The following is a 19,239-nucleotide window of genomic DNA, read 5'->3' on the forward strand; positions in this document are numbered from 1 at the left end:
ATATTGATTTATTTATCTATCACCAAGTTTTTGCAAACAAGTTCCTGTGCCGTAGAATTTAGGTCTTTAATATTAAACTTCAGTCTTCCTATTCGGAATTTTCTTTTGTTAAAAAACAGCTTTCCAAAAAAACTTCTTTTTTTCGAGATTTTTTGATGAATAATTTGCGGAAGTGTTTTGATATTATCGTAATCCCAATCTTTAAGGTTTCTCATATCAAATTCAACCAGAATGCTATGTGTTTTCAACTTATTCCTTGGCAAAATTCGCTTCCGTAAATCGAAGTCGGTACTGGATTGGTGTAAACCAATATAGTGTTCTATATTTGAATTGCTGTCTAGATATATAGTGCCAAAATAGGGCTCGATCTTATCAAGTTTTAAAGGATCTGTCGACTTCACAATCGCAGCCAAATCATATCTTTCTTTTATAGAAGAATGAAGTCCGAAACGCCATTTTCGGTAAAAATTATTTATAGATTCATTTTCGACTTGACGAGTTTTTGCTTCGTATTCGGAAGAGAACCTGGATGTCTTGCTCACAAAATGGTATACTTTAGCTCCCGGCACCACATACATTGTTGCATGCTGTAGGTGAAACCGTAGTAAAAGATCCGTATCTTCGCAAAACATAGGGTTGAAAACCGGATCTAAGCCTCCCATGTCCAGTAACCATTTTTTCTCTACACATAAAAAAAAAGTTCCATCCGTTGTGAGGTGTGGGGTTTGAATTGAAACACTTGAATTTTCCCGAAGATAATCTTCAAATGCCCCCATGTGAAACGATTTCAAATCTGTTCCAAAGTCCTTGGTGATTTTCCAGTCATGCTTATCCTCTTCAAAATATGGGGGCTCAACCACCGTATAGAACAATAGTGTTCTTGGTAGCCAAACTGATAAAAGGGACTCTACAAAACCATTTCCGACGACCATATCGTTGTGAAGAAATGCGACTAAATCTGACGTAGCCATAGAAACGCCTTTATTATAGGTATCCGATAGCGTTTTGGAAAACTGTGAATAATAAAATATTAGATAGGGATCTTCTAAGCTATCCAACCAATCGTGCGTACCGTCTTGACTCCCATAACTCACAAAGACCAATTCAACTCGTGGGTATTTATCGCGTAATGTTTTGTAAAAGTGTTTGGTATAATCCAGATTATTCCTCAACCCAACAATTAATGATAAAGTAGCTTGATCTTCTTTCTGTTTTTCCATTAGGTAAAGATAATTGTTTTATGTTGCTCCACTAAAAATTTCCAAAATCCGATATAAGAAAGAAATCGACCAATCCTAGAAACTTGATATTTAAATCTAAAAACCGGAATTTAAGATTACTTTCAAAACAGCAGAAGTGTGAGATAAATTTTTAAAAGATGACTAATACACATCAATTTGCCGGCACAATTAATCATCGTTCAAATTACTTTGATTCAATTTCATCAAAAAAACTGACCTTTACATTAGTAAGTAACTGTTTTAATAAAAAAAATAAATGAGATTATCCCATTGGATTCGTTATATACTTCCATCGCTCCGAGAGAAAACGCCAAGCATAGATGAAGTATATATAAAAAATTGGGGTACAGCAAATAAGCAAAACGATCAGATTCCTAAAAAAATCTGGATTTATTGGAATAATTATCCGATTGATTCTCCTACCGTGGAGATCTGCCTTGCCGAAATCAAGAGACTACATCCAGACTATACCATTTTCGTGTTGCATAAAGAAACTTTATCGGATTATCTGCCCAACTTTCCGCTCGAAATTTTAAAAAAATCTCCAGCGCTGAGTTCGGATTTGATTCGACTTAAACTGTTGGCAGAACATGGCGGATTCTACTTAGACGCTAGCACGCTATTGTCTGAAAATCTAGATTGGGTGAGCGCGCTACAACAGCAGGATGGATCTGAAGCCGTCCTATATTATACCGATGAGAATACTATTAGCAAACAACATCCCATGTTAGAAAGTTCTTTTATCGGTGCTATACAAGGCTCCCGATTTATTAAAGAATGGTTGGCCGAATTCGAAAAATGTTTGTCGGAGGATTCTTCGATAGAGTACATGGACAAGTTTGGAAATTTTGATATCACAGAATTCCCGCTAGATCTAGACTATTATCCAATCTACCTGACTGCTCAAGTATTAATGCGCAGAGATCAAAATTTTAGGTTAAGCATCATAAGAGCAGAAGATGATTTTTTCCTTTATTCTCTTGGAATTAGAAAAAAATGGGGGGAAGTGGCCATGGCAGAAATATTATTACTAAATAAAACTCCTGATCCAAAACCTAAAACGGTAAAGCTAATACGCTATGCACGAAGAAGGTTGGACTTCTATATTAAAAGAGGCATGTATAAAGAAGGCTCGTGGATGGGAGACCTTATCTTAAAAAAAGAGTCAAAATAATCTACCGAAAAACCTTTCTTAACAAATATGCGAACCTACCCGTATCTATTCCCGGAATCTTAAGATTGTGTTCGCGGGCAAACTCTTTCCGAAACGCTTTCGCGTGCGACCAATCCAACCTTCTCTTTTCTCGATGTGCTTTCTCTTTCTTACTCATGATTGAGTTTTCGCGGTGATAGTAGATATATTCTGCACCTGGAACGACCACGATACTCTTTGCATAAAACACTGCTGGAAGCGAGAAAGTCAGGTCTTCGATAAATCGCCCTTCTTCAAAACGTAAGCTCTGCTCTTTGAGAAAGTCTAAACGGAACAGATAGCGCCAAACATAGCCCCATTTACCGACAAATGTTGCCTTTAATTTGTCCTTTGCAGTGTGATATACGACTTGCTTCTTAAAACGCCACGTTTTGTAACTATGCTTTTCGTTGAGCATGCCGCCACAGGCGATATCAGCTTGAGTTGCCATCACCGCATCAGCCATCTGCTGATAGTACGCTAAGTTGATACCATCGTCTACATCCATAAAATGAATGTAAGTACCTGATGCCGCATCGATCCCCGTATTCCTTGCTGCAGACAAACCTCGATTTTCATCCAAGCGGATTAACTTCACGGGATATTGCAATGCAATTTGGCCAGAGCGATCGGACGAACCGTCATCTACAACAATGATCTCTAGATTTTTGTAGCTCTGCGCAAACATATTGTCCAAACATGATTTGACGTACTCCTCTCCGTTATAAACAGGAATAACAACAGAAATCAAAGGCCCTTGCGTCATATAAGGATAAGATAAAATAATTATGTTAAACGGTCAGCCAACTCAAATTGCGACCGCTTCGATAGAATACTTTCAAATGATTTTTCGATCTCCATCATGGTTTGATCAAAATTTGGCATATGTTCATTATCATTGATGCATACCAATGAATAAGCTTGTTCTCTAATCGCTTTGATTGCTTTTTTGGAGCGAAATAATAACGGAAACATCTTGGTATCCTGATAGGTATTGTACGCTTCAAAGTTAGATTGGCAGATTTGCCAAGTTCTGAACAATTCTTGCGTGAAATCTTCTGGAGAACGAAATTTGTGTTTCGACATTTCCATCAACTCCGCTTCCGCATAGTCCCACACCTCCTGAAAGGTGCTCTTCGTATACGGCTGCGCATTATGCGGTGTACGCAAAGTAATGAATTTATTGTACCAAGATAGCAGATACGTCAACCTCGCTTTGCTTCCATACATCGGGTTGTACCACTTATCGTGATCGCGTTTCATCACGGCAGGCTTATCAAACCGCTGATTGATTATGCGGATATTATTTTTCAAACATTTGCTCCATAAAGACATGCCGAGATTCATCCGAAACGCAGCAATATCCTGTGGAACTCCATCCTTGCTAAAGAAACGGCTTGGCTTCAAGTCATTGATAATAAAGAAATCATCATTGAAATACACGAAGTTCTCTGCGAGATCAGGGATACGATGCAAGTGCACTTCAAGCACACTTGAATTGAATAACGGAAGGAATTGCTCCGGAATATAATCTTTATGATGCACCAAATTCAACTTGGGATGATTGGCATCGAGCCAATCTGGTTTTTGTCCGCAAGTCACGAAATGAATCTTACGCACCCAAGGAGCAAACTGCTCTACGCCACGAAACCAATATTTTAAAAGTCCATGATCACGAAAACGTGCTTCTGACACTTCGTTCTTAGCGTTGTTGATCTTTCCAGAATGTTTTGCAAAGCTCTCCTGCCAGATCGGGTCATTCATGTCTACCCAAGTGATCACAAAATCTATGTCCATAGCGTGCTCCTGTCTTTCACTTTTTTTGGAGTGCATAAAGATAGATATTTTCCAGCATATGTATTCTAAGCCCTAGAAATAATGCCTATATTCGTTCACTAAAACATGTCTTGAAATACTGTGGAGCAAGCTTTTCCTAAACGTATACTTATTACTGGTGCAGCCGGTTTTTTGGGTTCGCACCTTAGTGATCGGTTTATTCGTGAAGGATACCAAGTGATAGGCATGGACAACTTGATTACAGGTAGCTTGCGCAATATTGAACACCTTTTCAAGCTACCAAATTTCGAATTCTATCAGCACGACGTTTCCAAGTTTGTACACATTCCGGGGCACCTGGATTATATTCTGCACTTTGCTTCGCCAGCCAGTCCGGTAGATTATTTACGAATCCCGATACAAACGCTCAAAGTAGGTTCCTTAGGCACGCACAATCTTTTGGGATTGGCAAAATCTAAAAAAGCGCGAATATTGGTCGCTTCCACATCTGAGGTATATGGCGATCCGCTGGTCTCGCCGCAGGCTGAAACTTATTGGGGAAATGTCAACCCCGTTGGCCCGCGAGGCGTTTATGATGAAGCTAAGCGTTTTCAAGAAGCGATGACGATGGCTTATCACAACTTCCATGGTATAGACACGCGTATTGTTCGCATATTCAACACCTTCGGACCGCGAATGCGCCTTAATGATGGGCGAGCTTTGCCTACTTTTATCGCACAGGCACTTCGTGACCAAAATTTAAGCGTTTTCGGAGACGGGAAACAAACACGTTCATTCTGCTATGTTGATGATCTGGTTGATGGCATATTTCGACTGCTACATGCTGATTATAATGAACCTGTTAACTTGGGTAATCCAGATGAGATAACAATTACAGATATAGCCAAGGAGATTATTGAACTCACGGATAGTACATCAAATTTAGTATTTTCGGACTTGCCGGTTGATGATCCTAAACAACGTCAACCTGATATTACGCTAGCAAAACGACTACTGGACTGGGCACCAAATGTGTCTCGTGCAGATGGTTTGCGCAAAACCATCGATTACTATCGGGCGATGGACAAAATAGATTTACAAGAAACCACTCAAATATACTTTAAAAGAGATGCATAAGATTTTAGTAACAGGCGGCACAGGATTTATTGGCTCACATACCGTTGTAGAATTATATCAGGCGGGCTACACGCCAATTATTATAGATAACCTATCCAATTCAAGCATTCGTATATTAGATCAGATAGAAAAGATCATCGGTCATCGGCCAGAATTTCATCAGTTTGATTTATGTGATGAAGCGGCGGTAAAAAATTTCGTCGCTAGCAATCCGGACATCTCGGGTGTTATCCACTTTGCGGCTTCCAAAGCAGTGGGTGAATCGGTCATAAAACCGTTGAAATATTACCATAATAACTTTTTCTCCTTGATCAATTTGTTGAATGCGTATCAAAATACACCTGTAAACTTCGTTTTTTCTTCAAGCTGCACGGTTTATGGTCAACCAGACCAATTACCCGTTTCCGAAACGGCACCCGTAAAAACTGCTGAATCGCCGTACGGAAATACAAAACAAATTGCAGAAGAAATTTTGCGCGAGACCGCTCTAGCGCACGATAATTATCAGATCATTTCCCTACGTTACTTCAATCCTGCTGGAGCACACGCCTCTGCACTAATAGGCGAACTACCGATCGGTGTACCACAAAATTTAGTACCTTTTATTACGCAGACTGCGATAGGCAAAAGAGAGAAATTAACCGTCTTTGGTGGTGATTACGAAACTACTGATGGCTCTTGCGTACGCGATTATATTCATGTGGTGGACTTGGCCAAAGCGCACGTTGCTGCTATCAAATTGTTAGAAAAAGGAAATCCTGCCGGCAAATACGATGTATTTAACATTGGTACTGGGATAGGTTATTCGGTGCTCGAAGCCATCAAAGCTTTTGAGAAGACGTCTGGACAAAAATTGAATTATGAAATCGGTCCGAGAAGAGATGGCGACATTGTAAAAGTATGGGGAGATGTGACAAAATCTGCCGAAAAATTGGGTTGGAAAGCGGAATTGGGTATTGAAGAAATGATGAAATCTGCTTGGGCGTGGGAAAAATATATCCAGGAGAATTCGCTGCTAGATTAACACATGTCCGTACATCAACAGCCCGAACTTAAAGCTGCCATCTTAGCACTTTCTGACAAAGAAAAAGATAAGCTTTTGATCCGTCTAATCAATAAAGACAAGTTACTGATTAAAAGACTACACTTCCAGCTATTGGAAGACGATATTGATTTGCAACAACGTATCGATGACTTAAGGGAACAGCTAAAGTCTATCTTTGCACATGCCTTTAAAACATCTGCATCTGGAGTATCAGCTGCTAATTTTGCCGCTTTAAATAAGTTAATTAGACATGCCAATGGTATCGTCAATGAACATGAAAAAATCACTAAAGACAAGGTTAGTGAATTAGAATTCAGGCTACTCATTTTAAGAGAATCTATAAATCAATTTTCCTCGTTTTTTGAAAGAAGTCATCTTCACCAAAGCCATAAGCTACATCAATATTTAGCTGCGCGTATTAAATTTGCCTATGGCAAGTGGACAAAGCTTCATGAGGATCTCCAATTTGACTTTCGTGACCAATTGCAGTATATCTTATCATCTGCTTATAATAGTTCGCTAGCCTCATACTTAACACAGCACGACATTCCAAAAGGAATCAAATAATTTCATAAATAAATGAAAAAAACAGAATCATAACACCTATTTTATGTAGTGCTTTGACTACATTGTTCAAAAAAAAGCGTGTTTTGTCTCGATTGATCAATATATTTGCAGGAGATTGATTACAAGATAGCAATTGGCTTACATGAGAACGAAGCTGATATTCTTAATTATAGAAAAATAGTGCACCATACCATAACATCCGTTAGCAATGAAATACACATTCATTTTAATTCTGGGATTTGTGACTTATATGTCCGCCTCAGCCCAAACTTATGAGATTCGTCGCGATACTACCACTATCATACACGACGACAAGTACAAGGTAGAAACAAATCGTTTCTTTCAAAACTGGTTTATCGGTGCAGGTGCCGGTGCACAAATTTATTTCGGCGATCACAATATTCAGATGGATTTCGCAGATCGTATTACACCAGCTTTTGAGGCATATTTTGGTAAATGGTTTACACCAGGCATCGGAGTACGCTTAGGAGCCAACGGCTTTAAAGCAAACGGCTTAACACAAAATGGTAGCTATGTAGTCGGTCCGTATGACAAACTTCCATGGGAAGGCTACATGTTAGAAAAGCAAGAAATAAAATTCATCCATTTCCGAGGAGATGTATTATTTAACTTATCTAACTTGATAGGCGGATACCGAGATGACCGTTTTTACGAAATCAGCCCATATGCTGGATTGGGTATCATGATAAATACTAACGATAAGTCGGAGCGCGTGGGTAGCGGAAGAGAACTGAGCGCTAGTATTGGTTTGCTAAACACTTTCCGTTTGAGCCCTGCATTTCATCTCACGCTAGATCTTCGCGGCTCTATGGTCGGAGATCGTTTTGATGGCGAAGAAGGTAATCGTCTGGAAGATGGATTAGGTAGTGCTACAGTTGGTATTCGTTACAATTTTGGCAAAAAGAAAGATTGGGATAAGCCTAAAACTACAATCATTAAATACAATGAAGAAGATCTTAGTGCGCTTCGTAGTGCTGTCAACAAGCTGGCTCAAGACAATAATCACTTGAGAAAACAATTAGCAGAAGCGAAGAACTCTTCGATCACCGAAGTACAGATCGAGCGTAATATGCTAGTAGCGCCTATCCTAGTAACCTTCCCAATCAACAAAAGTATCGTAAGTAATGAAGCTCGTGTCAACTTAAGTTTCTTTGCTGACATGATCAAAGAAGGAGATCCGAATATCAAATACAGCATTACAGGTTATGCAGATAAAGGTACTGGAACTACCAAAATTAACGAACGACTAAGCCGTGAACGTGCCGAAGCAATATATAATGTGCTTGTTCGCGAATTCAACGTATCACCGAACCAACTCGTAAAAGAGTATAAAGGTGGTGTAGATAATATGTACTATGATGACCCACGCCTAAGCCGTGCAGTGATTGTTATAGCAGACTAACTGTTTCATCAATACAACTACTTTAAATAGCCGGTGTCGAAGTTTCGACACCGGCTATTTTTGTTATATTTAGCGCATTAATTAACCAACTCTATATATGTTAAAAAAGGTAGTACCATTTATGGTTCTCTTGGCGGGGCAAACTGTGACGTCTTTCGCACAAAATGAAACCCTGCTCCTTCGGAATCCAAGTATTAGCGACAAACATATCTCTTTTGTATACGGAGGAGATATTTGGCTGGCAGACAAAAACGGCACTAATGCTCGCCGTATGACGGTAAATCCTGGCGTAGAACAAAATCCGATCTTCTCGCCAGATGGTTCGCAAGTCGCATTTACAGGTAATTATGACGGCAATACCGATGTTTATGTCGTATCTATTCAAGGTGGCGAGCCACGTCGCGTTACGCATCATCCTGCCTCGGATGTATTGCGTGGATGGTTGAATAACAATGAAGTATATTTCACGACTTCTCGAGGGTTTACCTATTCTCTAGGATCGCGTTTATACAAATCGGATATCAACAAAGGCACAGATCAACCATTAACGATGCCAGAAGCTTATCAGGGATCGCCTTCGGCGGATGGAAGGTATTGGGCCTATATCAAAAATGGAGATCCAACCGAACGCGATCGCGTGGCATTCAAACGTTACCGCGGTGGTGGCATGCCGTCCATCTGGATTTTTGATTCAAAAACGCATCACGTAGAAGTCGTTCCCGGAGAAAACTGTAACGATGTAAAACCAGTTTGGCTCGGTGATCACGTGTACTTCTTGTCCGACAGAGAAAAAACCGTAAACATCTTCAGCTATAACATCAAGACCAAGAAGGTCGAAAAACTGACGAATTTCACCGATTACGATGTGCGTTCGCTGCAAGGGAAAGGTAATGAATTAGTATTTGAGCAGAATGGAAAGATCAATTTATTGCAAACAAGCTCCAAATCGGTTACACCTCTTGCTATTCAGATCCATGCAGATGCGCTGTACAAACGCCCTCACTACGTGCAAATGAAAGAGGGCATCCGCGGTTGGAACATCTCTCCCACTGGTCAACGGGCACTTTTCGAAGCGCGTGGTGAAATATTCTCCGTACCCAAAGAGAAAGGCGATGCACGCAATCTGTCCAATTCTCCGGGTACACATGAGCGTTTCCCGGCTTGGTCTCCCGATGGCAAATGGATTTCATTTATCTCTGACAAAAACGGACAATATGAATTAGTGCTTCGCGACCAAAAGGCAGAAAAAGAACCCACCTACATCAAATTAGGTGAAACCGCCTTCTATTTTCAACCCACATGGTCGCCAGATAGCAAAAAGCTATTCTATAATGATGCGCATTTGAACTTGTACTATATCGATGTGGACACCAAAACTACAGTAAAAGTAGATGACGATTATTTGGCATCGCATACCGGCCGCACTTATAATCACTTCCAACCAAGCTGGTCTACCGATTCGAAATGGATTTCGTATATCAAGGCCTTGCCAAATGGTGTTACAGCGGTCTTCATGTACAATTTGGACAGCAAAAAAACACAGCAAATCACCGACGGCATGGGCGCGGTACGCCAGCCGGTATTTACACGTGATGGCAAGTACCTTGTTTTCCAAGCGAGTACCAATACAGGATTAACTAATTCTGGATTACATATGACGGCTTATGATCGCAGTCCGGAGTACAATACCTACGCCTTTATCTTATCTAGTGAAACACCATCCATCTTCAAAAACGAAAGTGATGAAGAAACGGTAAAAACTGAAACGGCAAATGCGGACAGCAACAAGAAAGGTGAAGCCGATAAAAAAGACACAAAAAGCGAGGAGCAGGAAAGTAAAACTGCGAAGATCAAGGATATTAAAGTCGACTTCGATCAGATCAATAACCGGATTGTCGCACTTCCTATATCAACCGGTGTTGGACAACTAAGCGGATTAGTAGAGAATATGCTGGTTTACTCCAAAGGGCGCAGTATTTTCTCCTACGATCTCAACAAGCTTGAAGAGAAAAACCTAATCGATAATACCTACAGCTTTGTGATTAGTGCCGATGGTAAAAAAATGCTTTACCGTACGTCCGACGGATACTATATCGTAGATGCCGGTAAAAAGCCTGCTGGCGCCCCAGAAAAACTGAAAGTAGATGATGTACAGCAGCTGGTAGACCCTAAAGCAGAATGGGATCAGGTGTTCAACGAAGTTTGGGCCATGCAAAAAGAATTTTTCTATGTAGAAAACATGCATGGTGTAGATTGGAATGCAATGAAAACGAAATATGCGAAGTTCTTACCCTATGTAAATCACCGGTCAGATCTTGGGTATTTACTCAACGAAATGATGGGCGAAATGGTCGTTGGTCACAACTATATCTATCCCGGAGATGAACCTTCCACACCGTCCGTATCTGCGGGTGTATTGGGTGCGGATTATGAGATTAGCAATAATCGTTATCGCATCGCGAAGATTTACACACGCATGGATTGGAACCCTTCTTTCAAAGCACCGTTGGCAGAGCCAGGATTGAATATTAAAGAAGGCGATTACATCTTAGCAGTAAACGGCAAAGAACTGACGGCAGATATGGATATCTACAGCCTTTTTGACCATACGGTAGACAAACAAGTCACGCTAAAAGTTAACTCAAAAGCTTCTTTGGATGGTTCGCGAGAAGTGATTGTAAAACCAATCTCTTACGCTAATGAGGTAGGTTTGCGTCGCCAAAACTGGGTCGAGAAAAACCGCCAGAAAGTAGATGCGGCCAGTAACGGACAGATCGCTTATGTGTATATGCCCAATACAGGTCGTGAAGGTTATGATTCTTTCAATCGTTATTACTTCTCGCAAATGGACAAAAAAGCCTTGCTGCTGGATGAACGTAATAACGGTGGTGGTTCGGTAGCAGATTATGTCATCGATTTACTTTCGCGCGATTTAATCTCCGGATGGGGAATCCGCGATGGAAAAAGCTTCACCACACCAGGCAATGGTATTTACGGACCGAAAGCCATGATCATCAATGAAAATGCGGGATCTGGGGGCGATATGATGCCATACATGTTCCGATTCAAAGGTTTAGGCAAATTAGTTGGACGTACTACGATGGGCATCTTGGTCGGTATCTCTGGTTATCCACCGTTATTAGATGGCGGTAGCATTACGTCACCAAACTTTGGTGTATTTGACCTAAAGGGCAATTACATCATTGAAAATGAAGGTGTCGCACCAGATATTTTTGTAGAGCAAATGCCAAAAGACTTATTAGACGGTAAAGATCCACAATTGGAGCGAACCGTTAAGCTACTCTTGGAAGAGATGAAAACCTATCCTTACCAAGAAATGAAAAAACCAGTTGATCCAATCCGGGTCAATTAAGCGCTGATTTTTTTGAACTTTTTAAGGGGCTGCCTATTCATTTAGGCAGCCCCTTTTTTGAAAGTTTTTACCTATTTTCGAGCTATGCAGTCACTAAAATCACCTACCAATTCACCCGGAATTTCTCTCGTCATTCTTTTCGGATTGGTCTTACTTTGTTCATTCACACTTCAACTCGTTGCCCTTTTGGGTTATGCTGCCATTTTTGAAAACGTGGGCGACCTGCTTGTTGCAGGTCAAAATGCACTAGCCCTCGGAAGCGGTAATACAGGCTTTATGTACACGATGCTTGCAACCAGTAGCATTTCTACCTTTTTATTACCACCAATTATACTGCAAATTATCGAACGAAATAGCACGATTCAATACCTTCCCATGTCGCGCACTACACCGGCGCTGTTTTTCGGATTGGCTGTGCTTTTTTTAGTGGCATTTAGTCCGATCATGAACCTCATCGGCGAGTGGAACAGAGATATGCTATTACCGCAATCTTGGAACGGCGTAGAAAGTTGGATGCGCCAAAAGGAGGACGAGATGGCGTTGCTGACCGAAAATTTAGTCATGAACAATTCCTTGTCTCGCCTAGCATTGAATCTTCTCACGATCGCCGTGCTACCAGCTATCGCTGAAGAATTTTTCTTCCGCGGCGCTTTACAAAATATTTTGGGGCGATGGATCACCAATAAACATGTCGTTATTTGGGTGACCGCCATTATTTTCTCTGCGATCCATGTGCAGTTTTTTGGTTTTTTTCCGAGAATGCTTTTAGGAGCTATATTCGGCTACATGTTGCTACTAACCAACAACATATGGATTCCGATTTTGGCGCATTTTGTCAACAATGCTACCGTGGTGTTTGTCGCTTTTTACTACAGCACGAAAGGTTATTCCTATCAACAACTGATGACGGAAGATCCGTTTCACATCAGCCTTTATTTTGTGAGTTTAATTGCGAGTGTCGCCGTAGGTTGGTATTTTTATAGGCAATCAACAAAAATAAAATCCAAACTATGGAACCAGGCTGGGTAAAAATAAACACGTATAGCATTGTGGTGGAGGCAGAAATTGTACGGCAGATGCTCATCGAGAATGATATTCCGGCTGTCGTGGTCAACAAACAGGACGTCTATGTTCGATTTGGCAACGTGGAATTGTACGTACAGCAAGAGAATGAAGCTGCAGCCTTACAGCTGATCGATCAACAATCCAATAATCCGGTCGATTAATGCTTCAACGTGCCATTACAGGGGCGGTTTTTATTACCGTATTAATTGGTTCCGCGTTAGCTGGAGCCACCATCTTTACCATCTTCTTTTCGTTAGTTGGCGTTTGGTGTTTGTATGAATTTTTTGGTATAGTTCGTCAACAGCAAGATGTACTTCCAGTGACTGGAATCGGAATACTAACAGCGGTATTGCTCGGTTTATTATTGGGATTACATCATTTAGAACTGCTATCATTGCGTTACAGCGCGATTATCATTCCTTGTATTAGTTTGATTTTTATTGTACCGCTGTACCGCGGCCATGCCAAGCCATTTCACGACATCTCGTATACGTTGACCGGTTTGTTGTACACAGCATTTCCATTTTTCTGTTTTGTAGCACTCGGATTTATCCGCGGATCTTATCAAGCGCAGATTCCACTTGGCTTTTTATTCATGCTATGGAGCAATGATACGGGCGCCTATCTGGTTGGTCGCAGCATCGGTCGTACCAAGCTATTTGAACGTATCTCACCCAACAAAACATGGGAAGGATTTTTAGGTGGATTGGCTTTTGCTCTGGGAGTAGCAGCTTTGTTATCGCATTTTTATCCGATCTTGCCGCTGTGGCAATGGCTGGTGATGGGATTCCTCATTGGTACTTTTGGCACCTTGGGTGATCTGGTCGAATCCATGTTAAAAAGGACTTTAGGCGTGAAGGATTCGGGTAATATTTTACCCGGACACGGCGGTTTATTAGATCGCTTTGACGGTTTGTTGATTGCTGCGCCTTTGGTTTGGGTATTTTTACTTTTAGTGTAATATGACAACAAAGATCTATCCGGCAACTTTTGCCTTTTTAAGTGAACTAGCGGAGAATAATAATCGCGAGTGGTTTCAAGAGCACAAAGAGCGCTACGATGCGGCTCAACAGAATATGAAGGGGTTTGTGCAAGCGATTATTATGCGTTTGTCGGAGGTAGATCCTCATATTCATCAAGATATCAATCCTTCCAAATGCTTGTTTAGGATCTATCGGGATGTTCGCTTTTCGAAGAATAAAGCACCTTACAAAAATTGGCTAGCGGCGGGTATTTCGGTGGATGGACGAAAATTGGATGGTCCGGAGTATTACATTCACGTCGAGCCCAAAAAGATTTTTCTGGCGGTCGGTTATTGGCGACCAAATAAAGCGCATCTCGACTTAATCCGTCAGGAGATTGATTACAATGCCGAAGAACTGCATACCGCCTTGGCAAAAGGAAAATGGAAATGGACCGATCTAGGAACAGAAGATAAATTGGTAAGGCCGCCGGCAGGATACGAGGCCGATCATCCACATATTGACATACTCAAATTGAAAAGTTTTACGCTAAGTAGCGAAGTGCCGCAAATAACGATGGAAAGCGAAGGTGCGCTGGATGCTGTTATGGAGATTTATACATCCTGTCTGCCATTTAAGAATTATATTCATCAAGCCATTGATCAATAAGGAAAGCTAATCTTTCCCATGCAGACTGCTGGCGAACCAGCGATATGCGCCACATTTGCTGGTGCTCCTGCAATCGTTTCGTTGGCTAAAACGGCAAATAAAGCCGCCTCTTTTGCATCCGGATCGAATCCTATCGCATCAAATGAGTGCACACAACAATCCGCTAATCCTTGCTGAATTCCTTGCATTAGATACGGATTATGCAATCCACCACCACTGATATAAACGGATACAGCATCTAACTCATCGACTGCTCGACGTATGCCATCCACCGTACTTTCAATCGTAAATTGAGCCAGCGTAGCTAAGATATCTGCGTGATCTAAATTGATAACCTTCGCCTCTTGCATCGCGTTGTCTAACAATGACAAATTGAACAACTCTGGCCCAGTTGTTTTTGGAAAATGCTGCTTTAGAAAAGCTGTTTCGAGCAGCATTTGTAAAAGTTCATCATGAACTACACCCCGACTTGCTAATTCACCATCACGATCCATCTCTTCACCCAAATGCTTTTGCATGTACTGATTCATCAAGGTATTTCCAGGCCCTAAATCGGTCGCATAGGCGGATAATCCGGAAGATTGCTTCGGAAGGAAGGTAAAGTTGGCAATGCCACCGATATTTAATAAGACGCGATATTCTTCTTCGGAAGTGTATAAGAGAGCATCGCCATACACGACCAATGGCGCACCATCGCCGCCCGCGGCGACATGTTTTTGTCGAAAATCAGAAATCGTGATAATACCGGTCTTCACCGCGATATGATCGCCATCTCCGATCTGCAATGTGCTGTTCAGTTGATGAGAGTGGCTACCTTTTGGCGCATGAAATACCGTTTGCCCATGGCTTGCGATGAGGTCAATATCTTCGCTTCTCAATCCCCAAGATTTCATACTTGCAAGTACGAGATCAGCATGTACTTGTGCTACCTTCACATGTAGCGTACTCCACATCAAGTGATCTACCTGTTTCTGCGCAAATATTTGCTTCACCTCATGCCGAAAGTCAGCGGAATAGGATGCCGTAGTAAAGTTCAACAAGCGAAGTCGTGTATTTGTACCACTTCCAGAGATCTGACATAACGCGATATCCAATCCGTCGAGCGACGTACCAGACATTAAACCGATGATAAATCGCTCTTTCTTTTGAGCGATCTGGTAAAGCTTTTCGATCTGCGTATTCATTCAAATAAAGTTACATTTAACTTTTGGATTGTCGACCGATAATGATAAATTTGAAAAAACTATAGAGAAATAATGAATTTTCCAGCAGATTTAAAGTATACAAAAGATCACGAATGGGTTCGTGTGGAAGGTGATGAAGCCGTTATCGGCATTACGGATTTTGCACAACGCGAGTTGGGTGACATCGTTTTTGTAGACATCAGCAGTGTTGGTGAAGAGGTAGCAGCAAATGAGGTTTTTGGAACAATCGAAGCAGTGAAAACAGTTTCTGACTTGTTTATGCCTGTTCAGGGAACGGTACTTTCTGTGAATGAAGCGATTGACGCTTCGCCAGAATTGGTAAATAATGATGCTTACGAAGCAGGGTGGATTATCCGTGTTAAATTAAGCAATCCAGATGATGTAAATGGCTTACTATCGGCTGAAGAATACAAAGCAGAAGTAACTTCATAAGAACCGATTAATCGGTTTATTATACACAAAAGAGAGCGGCATCTTTATCAGATGCCGCTCTCTTTTGTGTATAAATATCGTGCTGCTTATTGCTTTTCCATTACGGTCTTATTCGTAATCGAAGCACCTTGTGCATCGACCTTTGAAGTAACCTCTGATTTGACAACAACAAACGTAGTTGGATCGTACAAATTAAAACCGCTTGCGGTGATACTCATGGCACCAGCTTCATCAGAAGGTTCAGACTCTAGATTCACGCGAATCAAATCTCCCTCTTTACCAGCATAGGTCAATTTGTAGTTCAATTCTACTCCTAACTGCTCATTGGGCACAGACATTGACCAGCTTTCTCCTTCTGCGATAGGTTGCTCCGGAAAACTTGCCGCGCTAAACATCGACTTAATATCGCCTATTCCAGCGAAAGCTTCTGCATCGGCTACATCAATTACCTCAGCGCGATCATTGATTTTTACGTTGATATCCTTCTTCAATAATGGAGCAAACTGCTCACCCATCTGTTGCGAAACAGGATTGCTATCATCTGGATTCTCCGAGTCATAAGACATCATCATCATTTGCATGTTCATGTCCATTTTGATAGACTCGATCTGTGACACGATATTGAATACTTGATCAGCACCTTTGTCTTTAGCAGTTTGTGTCATGACCATATTGATATCCATGATCATAGACTGCTCTCCTTCTATATCCATATTCATAGCCGTATTATAGACTAATTTTTCTCCGATAGGAGGATTATATCGAAAGGATACCTTTTCCTGCGCCTGCACGCCTAGCGCTACGGCTAGAAACAAACAAACACTTAATTTTAATTTCTTCATGTTGAGTTACTAAGTATTTATAATAGCTAAATATAGCAATTATGACTGGTATTTTCACTAAAAAAGGAAACCTCCATGCTTGGGGCATGGAGGTTTCCGAATGACTTTAGTATTAAAATCTTACTTTTTGATGTAAGATACTTCCTTGATGGCTTTCACTACTTTTGTGATGCTCGGAAGAGATGCTTCTACCAAAGTAGGCGCATAACCCAAAGGTACATCTGCCGAAGTAACCCGTGTAACAGGTGCATCTAAGTAATCAAATGCATCTTTCTGTACACGGAAAGTGATTTCTGAAGAAATCGAAGCCAAAGGCCAAGCTTCTTCCACCACAACTAATCTGTTGGTTTTCTTGACAGAATTAATGATCGCTTCAAAGTCAATCGGTCTTACAGTACGTAAATCGATCAATTCTACGCTAATACCTTCTTTCTCCAATTCCTCAACAGCAGGAATCACTACACGTGGCACCATTTTACCGAAAGAAACTACGGTTACATCAGTACCTTCTTTAACCACTTTGGCTTTTCCGATTTCGATGTAGTATTCTTCTTCAGGCACTTCGCCTTTATCGCCATACATCACCTCAGATTCCATAAAGATTACTGGATCTGGATCGATGATCGAAGATTTTAATAAACCTTTTGCATCATAAGGATTCGAAGGAACTACTACCTTCAATCCTGGTGTATTAGCATACCAGTTTTCAAAGTTTTGGGAGTGTTGTGCCGCCAATTGACCAGCATTACCAGTCGCACCGCGGAATACGATCGGACAAGAAAATTGTCCGCCACTCATCTGGTGAATCTTTGCTGCTGCATTGATTACCTGATCTATAGCTACTAGGGAGAAGTTAAACGTCATGAATTCAACGATTGGCTTCAAGCCGTTCATCGCCGCACCCACGCTGATACCTGCAAAACCAAGCTCTGCAATTGGCGTATCAATTACTCGTTTAGCACCGAATTCGTCGAGCATACCTTGACTTACTTTGTAAGCGCCATTATACTCTGCGACTTCCTCGCCCATTAAAAATATCGTTTCATCTTTGCGCATCTCTTCGTTCATTGCTTCACGAAGCGCTTCTCTGAATTGTATTTCTCTCATCAGTATTAGTGAATAGTCTGTTTTTCCAAGGCAAAGCTACTACAATTTATCGAATTATGGTAGTGGGATTCAAGTATTTTACTTCATCAACGCTGCTGCGAAATTAAGTATCCACGCAACCATTCGTGTAGGTTTTGAATCGCTTGTGGTATATCCCAACGACTCGTATCTCTAGGCTCTACATAATTGGAAATCGCACGAACCTGTACCACGGGTGTGTTTTTCTTATGCGCAGCATGCAGCACAGCTGCGCCTTCCATAGATTCAATGGTGAGATCATTTTCCAACCGCTTACGTATCGCTTCGATCGCTACGACATTACCATGCACCGTATTGACGGTGATACCATATACTTGTTGCAAACCAGTTGGCGCGATAGTGCCGACGATTGAATTCGAAGAAAACAAGGATTGGCCAAATCCCATTTCTTCTATCGAGAGAAATTCTTCTCGGTTTTGAGCTCCCAGCTCGATCAGTCGATCTTGCACAACTTCTACCACATCACCGATTGTTAAGTCTGAAGAGAATGATCCTGCTATGCCCACGTTCAGTAACAGATCATAATGTTTTGCAGTAAGCTTTTCGCCGAGCGCAAAGGCGGTTTCGACCATACCAACACCAGTAACAAGCACGTCAATCTCTAGCTCATGCAATAATGGTAAAGAAGGCTTTAGCTCGCGTTCTGTAGCCGCGACAATTAATATCTCCATATGAAATTTCGGTAATCTCGAACAGACAAAGTAACTGTTTTTTGATGTATATTTGGCATTATGGTCTACATCACACGTCGCGAACGTTTTAGTGCTGCGCATAGATTATTTCGGGCTGATTGGTCCGACGAAGAAAATTTGCGCGTATTCGGAAACTGCTCCAACCCTCATTGGCATGGCCACAACTACGAGCTATTTGTTACCGTAAAAGGTGATATCAATCCTGAGACAGGCTTTGTGATGGATCTAAAACAGATGAAGGCGATCATCCACGAATTGGTGATCCAACAGGTAGACCATAAAAACATCAACATAGAGGTCGCTTTTATGAAAGGCAAAATGGCCTCTACAGAAGTGATCGCGCAATCTATATTTGAAGTCTTGAAACCATCTTTTGACCAAGAAGGTGTGGTGTTACATTCCGTAAGATTGCACGAAACAGAAAATAACTACGCTGAGTATTTCGGCACTAATACCCCCATAAAATAATTGA

General features: G+C 41.3%; 19 protein-coding genes. 12 read left to right on the forward strand and 7 right to left on the reverse strand.

Annotated elements, in window-relative coordinates:
- Window positions 1-8: 8 nt before the first annotated feature.
- Window positions 9-1,220, reverse strand: coding sequence for a glycosyltransferase family 2 protein (locus GKO22_RS02870; protein ID WP_166332584.1), 1,212 nt, complete (start codon window positions 1,218-1,220; stop codon window positions 9-11).
- 277 nt (window positions 1,221-1,497) lie between these two features.
- Between GKO22_RS02870 and GKO22_RS02875 the strand changes: the two genes are divergently transcribed.
- Window positions 1,498-2,415, forward strand: a complete 918-nt coding sequence (locus GKO22_RS02875; protein WP_166332585.1) for a glycosyltransferase family 32 protein — start codon at window positions 1,498-1,500, stop codon at window positions 2,413-2,415.
- 1 nt (window position 2,416) lies between these two features.
- Here the strand turns inward: GKO22_RS02875 and GKO22_RS02880 are convergent, their stop codons facing one another.
- Together GKO22_RS02880 and GKO22_RS02885 are read right to left on the reverse strand one after the other, a co-directional pair.
- Window positions 2,417-3,199 (reverse strand): glycosyltransferase family 2 protein, encoded by a 783-nt coding sequence (locus tag GKO22_RS02880; RefSeq protein ID WP_166332586.1) that lies wholly within the window; start codon window positions 3,197-3,199, stop codon window positions 2,417-2,419.
- Window positions 3,200-3,219: 20 nt separating this feature from the next.
- On the reverse strand, window positions 3,220-4,266 hold the full coding sequence (locus GKO22_RS02885) for a Stealth CR1 domain-containing protein (RefSeq protein ID WP_206367813.1): 1,047 nt from the start codon (window positions 4,264-4,266) through the stop codon (window positions 3,220-3,222).
- 84 nt (window positions 4,267-4,350) lie between these two features.
- On the opposite strand from GKO22_RS02885, the gene GKO22_RS02890 reads away from it, so the two are divergent.
- The 9 genes from GKO22_RS02890 (at window position 4,351) to GKO22_RS02930 (ending at window position 14,450) form a co-directional block, all read left to right on the forward strand.
- Window positions 4,351-5,346, forward strand: a complete 996-nt coding sequence (locus tag GKO22_RS02890; RefSeq protein ID WP_166332587.1) for a UDP-glucuronic acid decarboxylase family protein — start codon at window positions 4,351-4,353, stop codon at window positions 5,344-5,346.
- The gene (gene galE / locus GKO22_RS02895) at window positions 5,339-6,370 is read left to right on the forward strand and encodes a UDP-glucose 4-epimerase GalE (protein ID WP_166332588.1); all 1,032 of its coding nucleotides are present in this window, start codon (window positions 5,339-5,341) and stop codon (window positions 6,368-6,370) included. The genes GKO22_RS02890 and galE overlap by 8 nt, the downstream gene beginning before the upstream one ends.
- Window positions 6,371-6,373: 3 nt before the next feature.
- A complete protein-coding gene (locus GKO22_RS02900; RefSeq protein ID WP_166332589.1) occupies window positions 6,374-6,958 on the forward strand; it encodes a hypothetical protein in 585 nt (194 codons plus the stop codon).
- A 208-nt stretch (window positions 6,959-7,166) separates the two neighbouring features.
- A complete protein-coding gene (locus GKO22_RS02905; protein WP_166332590.1) occupies window positions 7,167-8,381 on the forward strand; it encodes an OmpA family protein in 1,215 nt (404 codons plus the stop codon).
- Between the two features lie 97 nt (window positions 8,382-8,478).
- A complete protein-coding gene (locus GKO22_RS02910) occupies window positions 8,479-11,754 on the forward strand; it encodes a S41 family peptidase (RefSeq protein WP_166332591.1) in 3,276 nt (1,091 codons plus the stop codon).
- Window positions 11,755-11,838: 84 nt separating this feature from the next.
- Window positions 11,839-12,783: a CPBP family intramembrane glutamic endopeptidase gene (locus GKO22_RS02915; protein WP_166332592.1), complete on the forward strand. Its 945-nt coding sequence runs from the start codon at window positions 11,839-11,841 to the stop codon at window positions 12,781-12,783.
- Window positions 12,765-12,980, forward strand: a complete 216-nt coding sequence (locus GKO22_RS02920) for a putative signal transducing protein (RefSeq protein WP_166332593.1) — start codon at window positions 12,765-12,767, stop codon at window positions 12,978-12,980. Before GKO22_RS02915 ends, GKO22_RS02920 begins: the two co-directional genes overlap by 19 nt.
- Window positions 12,980-13,780: a phosphatidate cytidylyltransferase gene (locus GKO22_RS02925; RefSeq protein WP_166332594.1), complete on the forward strand. Its 801-nt coding sequence runs from the start codon at window positions 12,980-12,982 to the stop codon at window positions 13,778-13,780. The genes GKO22_RS02920 and GKO22_RS02925 overlap by 1 nt, the downstream gene beginning before the upstream one ends.
- Window position 13,781: 1 nt before the next feature.
- Window positions 13,782-14,450, forward strand: a complete 669-nt coding sequence (locus tag GKO22_RS02930; RefSeq protein WP_166332595.1) for a DUF2461 domain-containing protein — start codon at window positions 13,782-13,784, stop codon at window positions 14,448-14,450.
- On the opposite strand, the gene GKO22_RS02935 is transcribed toward GKO22_RS02930, so the two are convergent.
- On the reverse strand, window positions 14,444-15,634 hold the full coding sequence (locus GKO22_RS02935) for an anhydro-N-acetylmuramic acid kinase (protein WP_166332596.1): 1,191 nt from the start codon (window positions 15,632-15,634) through the stop codon (window positions 14,444-14,446). The genes GKO22_RS02930 and GKO22_RS02935 overlap by 7 nt on opposite strands.
- 72 nt (window positions 15,635-15,706) lie before the next feature.
- Between GKO22_RS02935 and gcvH the strand changes: the two genes are divergently transcribed.
- Entirely contained in the window at window positions 15,707-16,087 is a 381-nt protein-coding gene (gene gcvH, locus GKO22_RS02940; protein WP_116775221.1) for a glycine cleavage system protein GcvH, read from the forward strand.
- Window positions 16,088-16,173: 86 nt separating this feature from the next.
- Here gcvH and GKO22_RS02945 read toward each other — a convergent pair whose 3' ends face one another.
- The 3 genes from GKO22_RS02945 to mqnB form a co-directional block, all read right to left on the reverse strand.
- Entirely contained in the window at window positions 16,174-16,929 is a 756-nt protein-coding gene (locus tag GKO22_RS02945) for a DUF6263 family protein (RefSeq protein WP_166332597.1), read from the reverse strand.
- A 120-nt stretch (window positions 16,930-17,049) separates the two neighbouring features.
- Window positions 17,050-18,036 carry a pyruvate dehydrogenase complex E1 component subunit beta gene (locus GKO22_RS02950; protein ID WP_066754363.1) on the reverse strand — a complete coding sequence of 329 codons (987 nt, stop codon included), beginning with the start codon at window positions 18,034-18,036 and terminating at the stop codon, window positions 17,050-17,052.
- 86 nt (window positions 18,037-18,122) lie between these two features.
- A complete protein-coding gene (mqnB, locus tag GKO22_RS02955; RefSeq protein WP_166332598.1) occupies window positions 18,123-18,746 on the reverse strand; it encodes a futalosine hydrolase in 624 nt (207 codons plus the stop codon).
- 60 nt (window positions 18,747-18,806) lie between these two features.
- On the opposite strand from mqnB, the gene GKO22_RS02960 reads away from it, so the two are divergent.
- Complete coding sequence (locus GKO22_RS02960; RefSeq protein ID WP_166332599.1) at window positions 18,807-19,235, forward strand: 6-pyruvoyl trahydropterin synthase family protein; 429 nt, start codon at window positions 18,807-18,809, stop codon at window positions 19,233-19,235.
- Window positions 19,236-19,239: the final 4 nt, after the last annotated feature.

This window comes from Sphingobacterium chungjuense, from assembly GCF_011316935.1.
GTDB lineage: Bacteria > Bacteroidota > Bacteroidia > Sphingobacteriales > Sphingobacteriaceae > Sphingobacterium > Sphingobacterium chungjuense.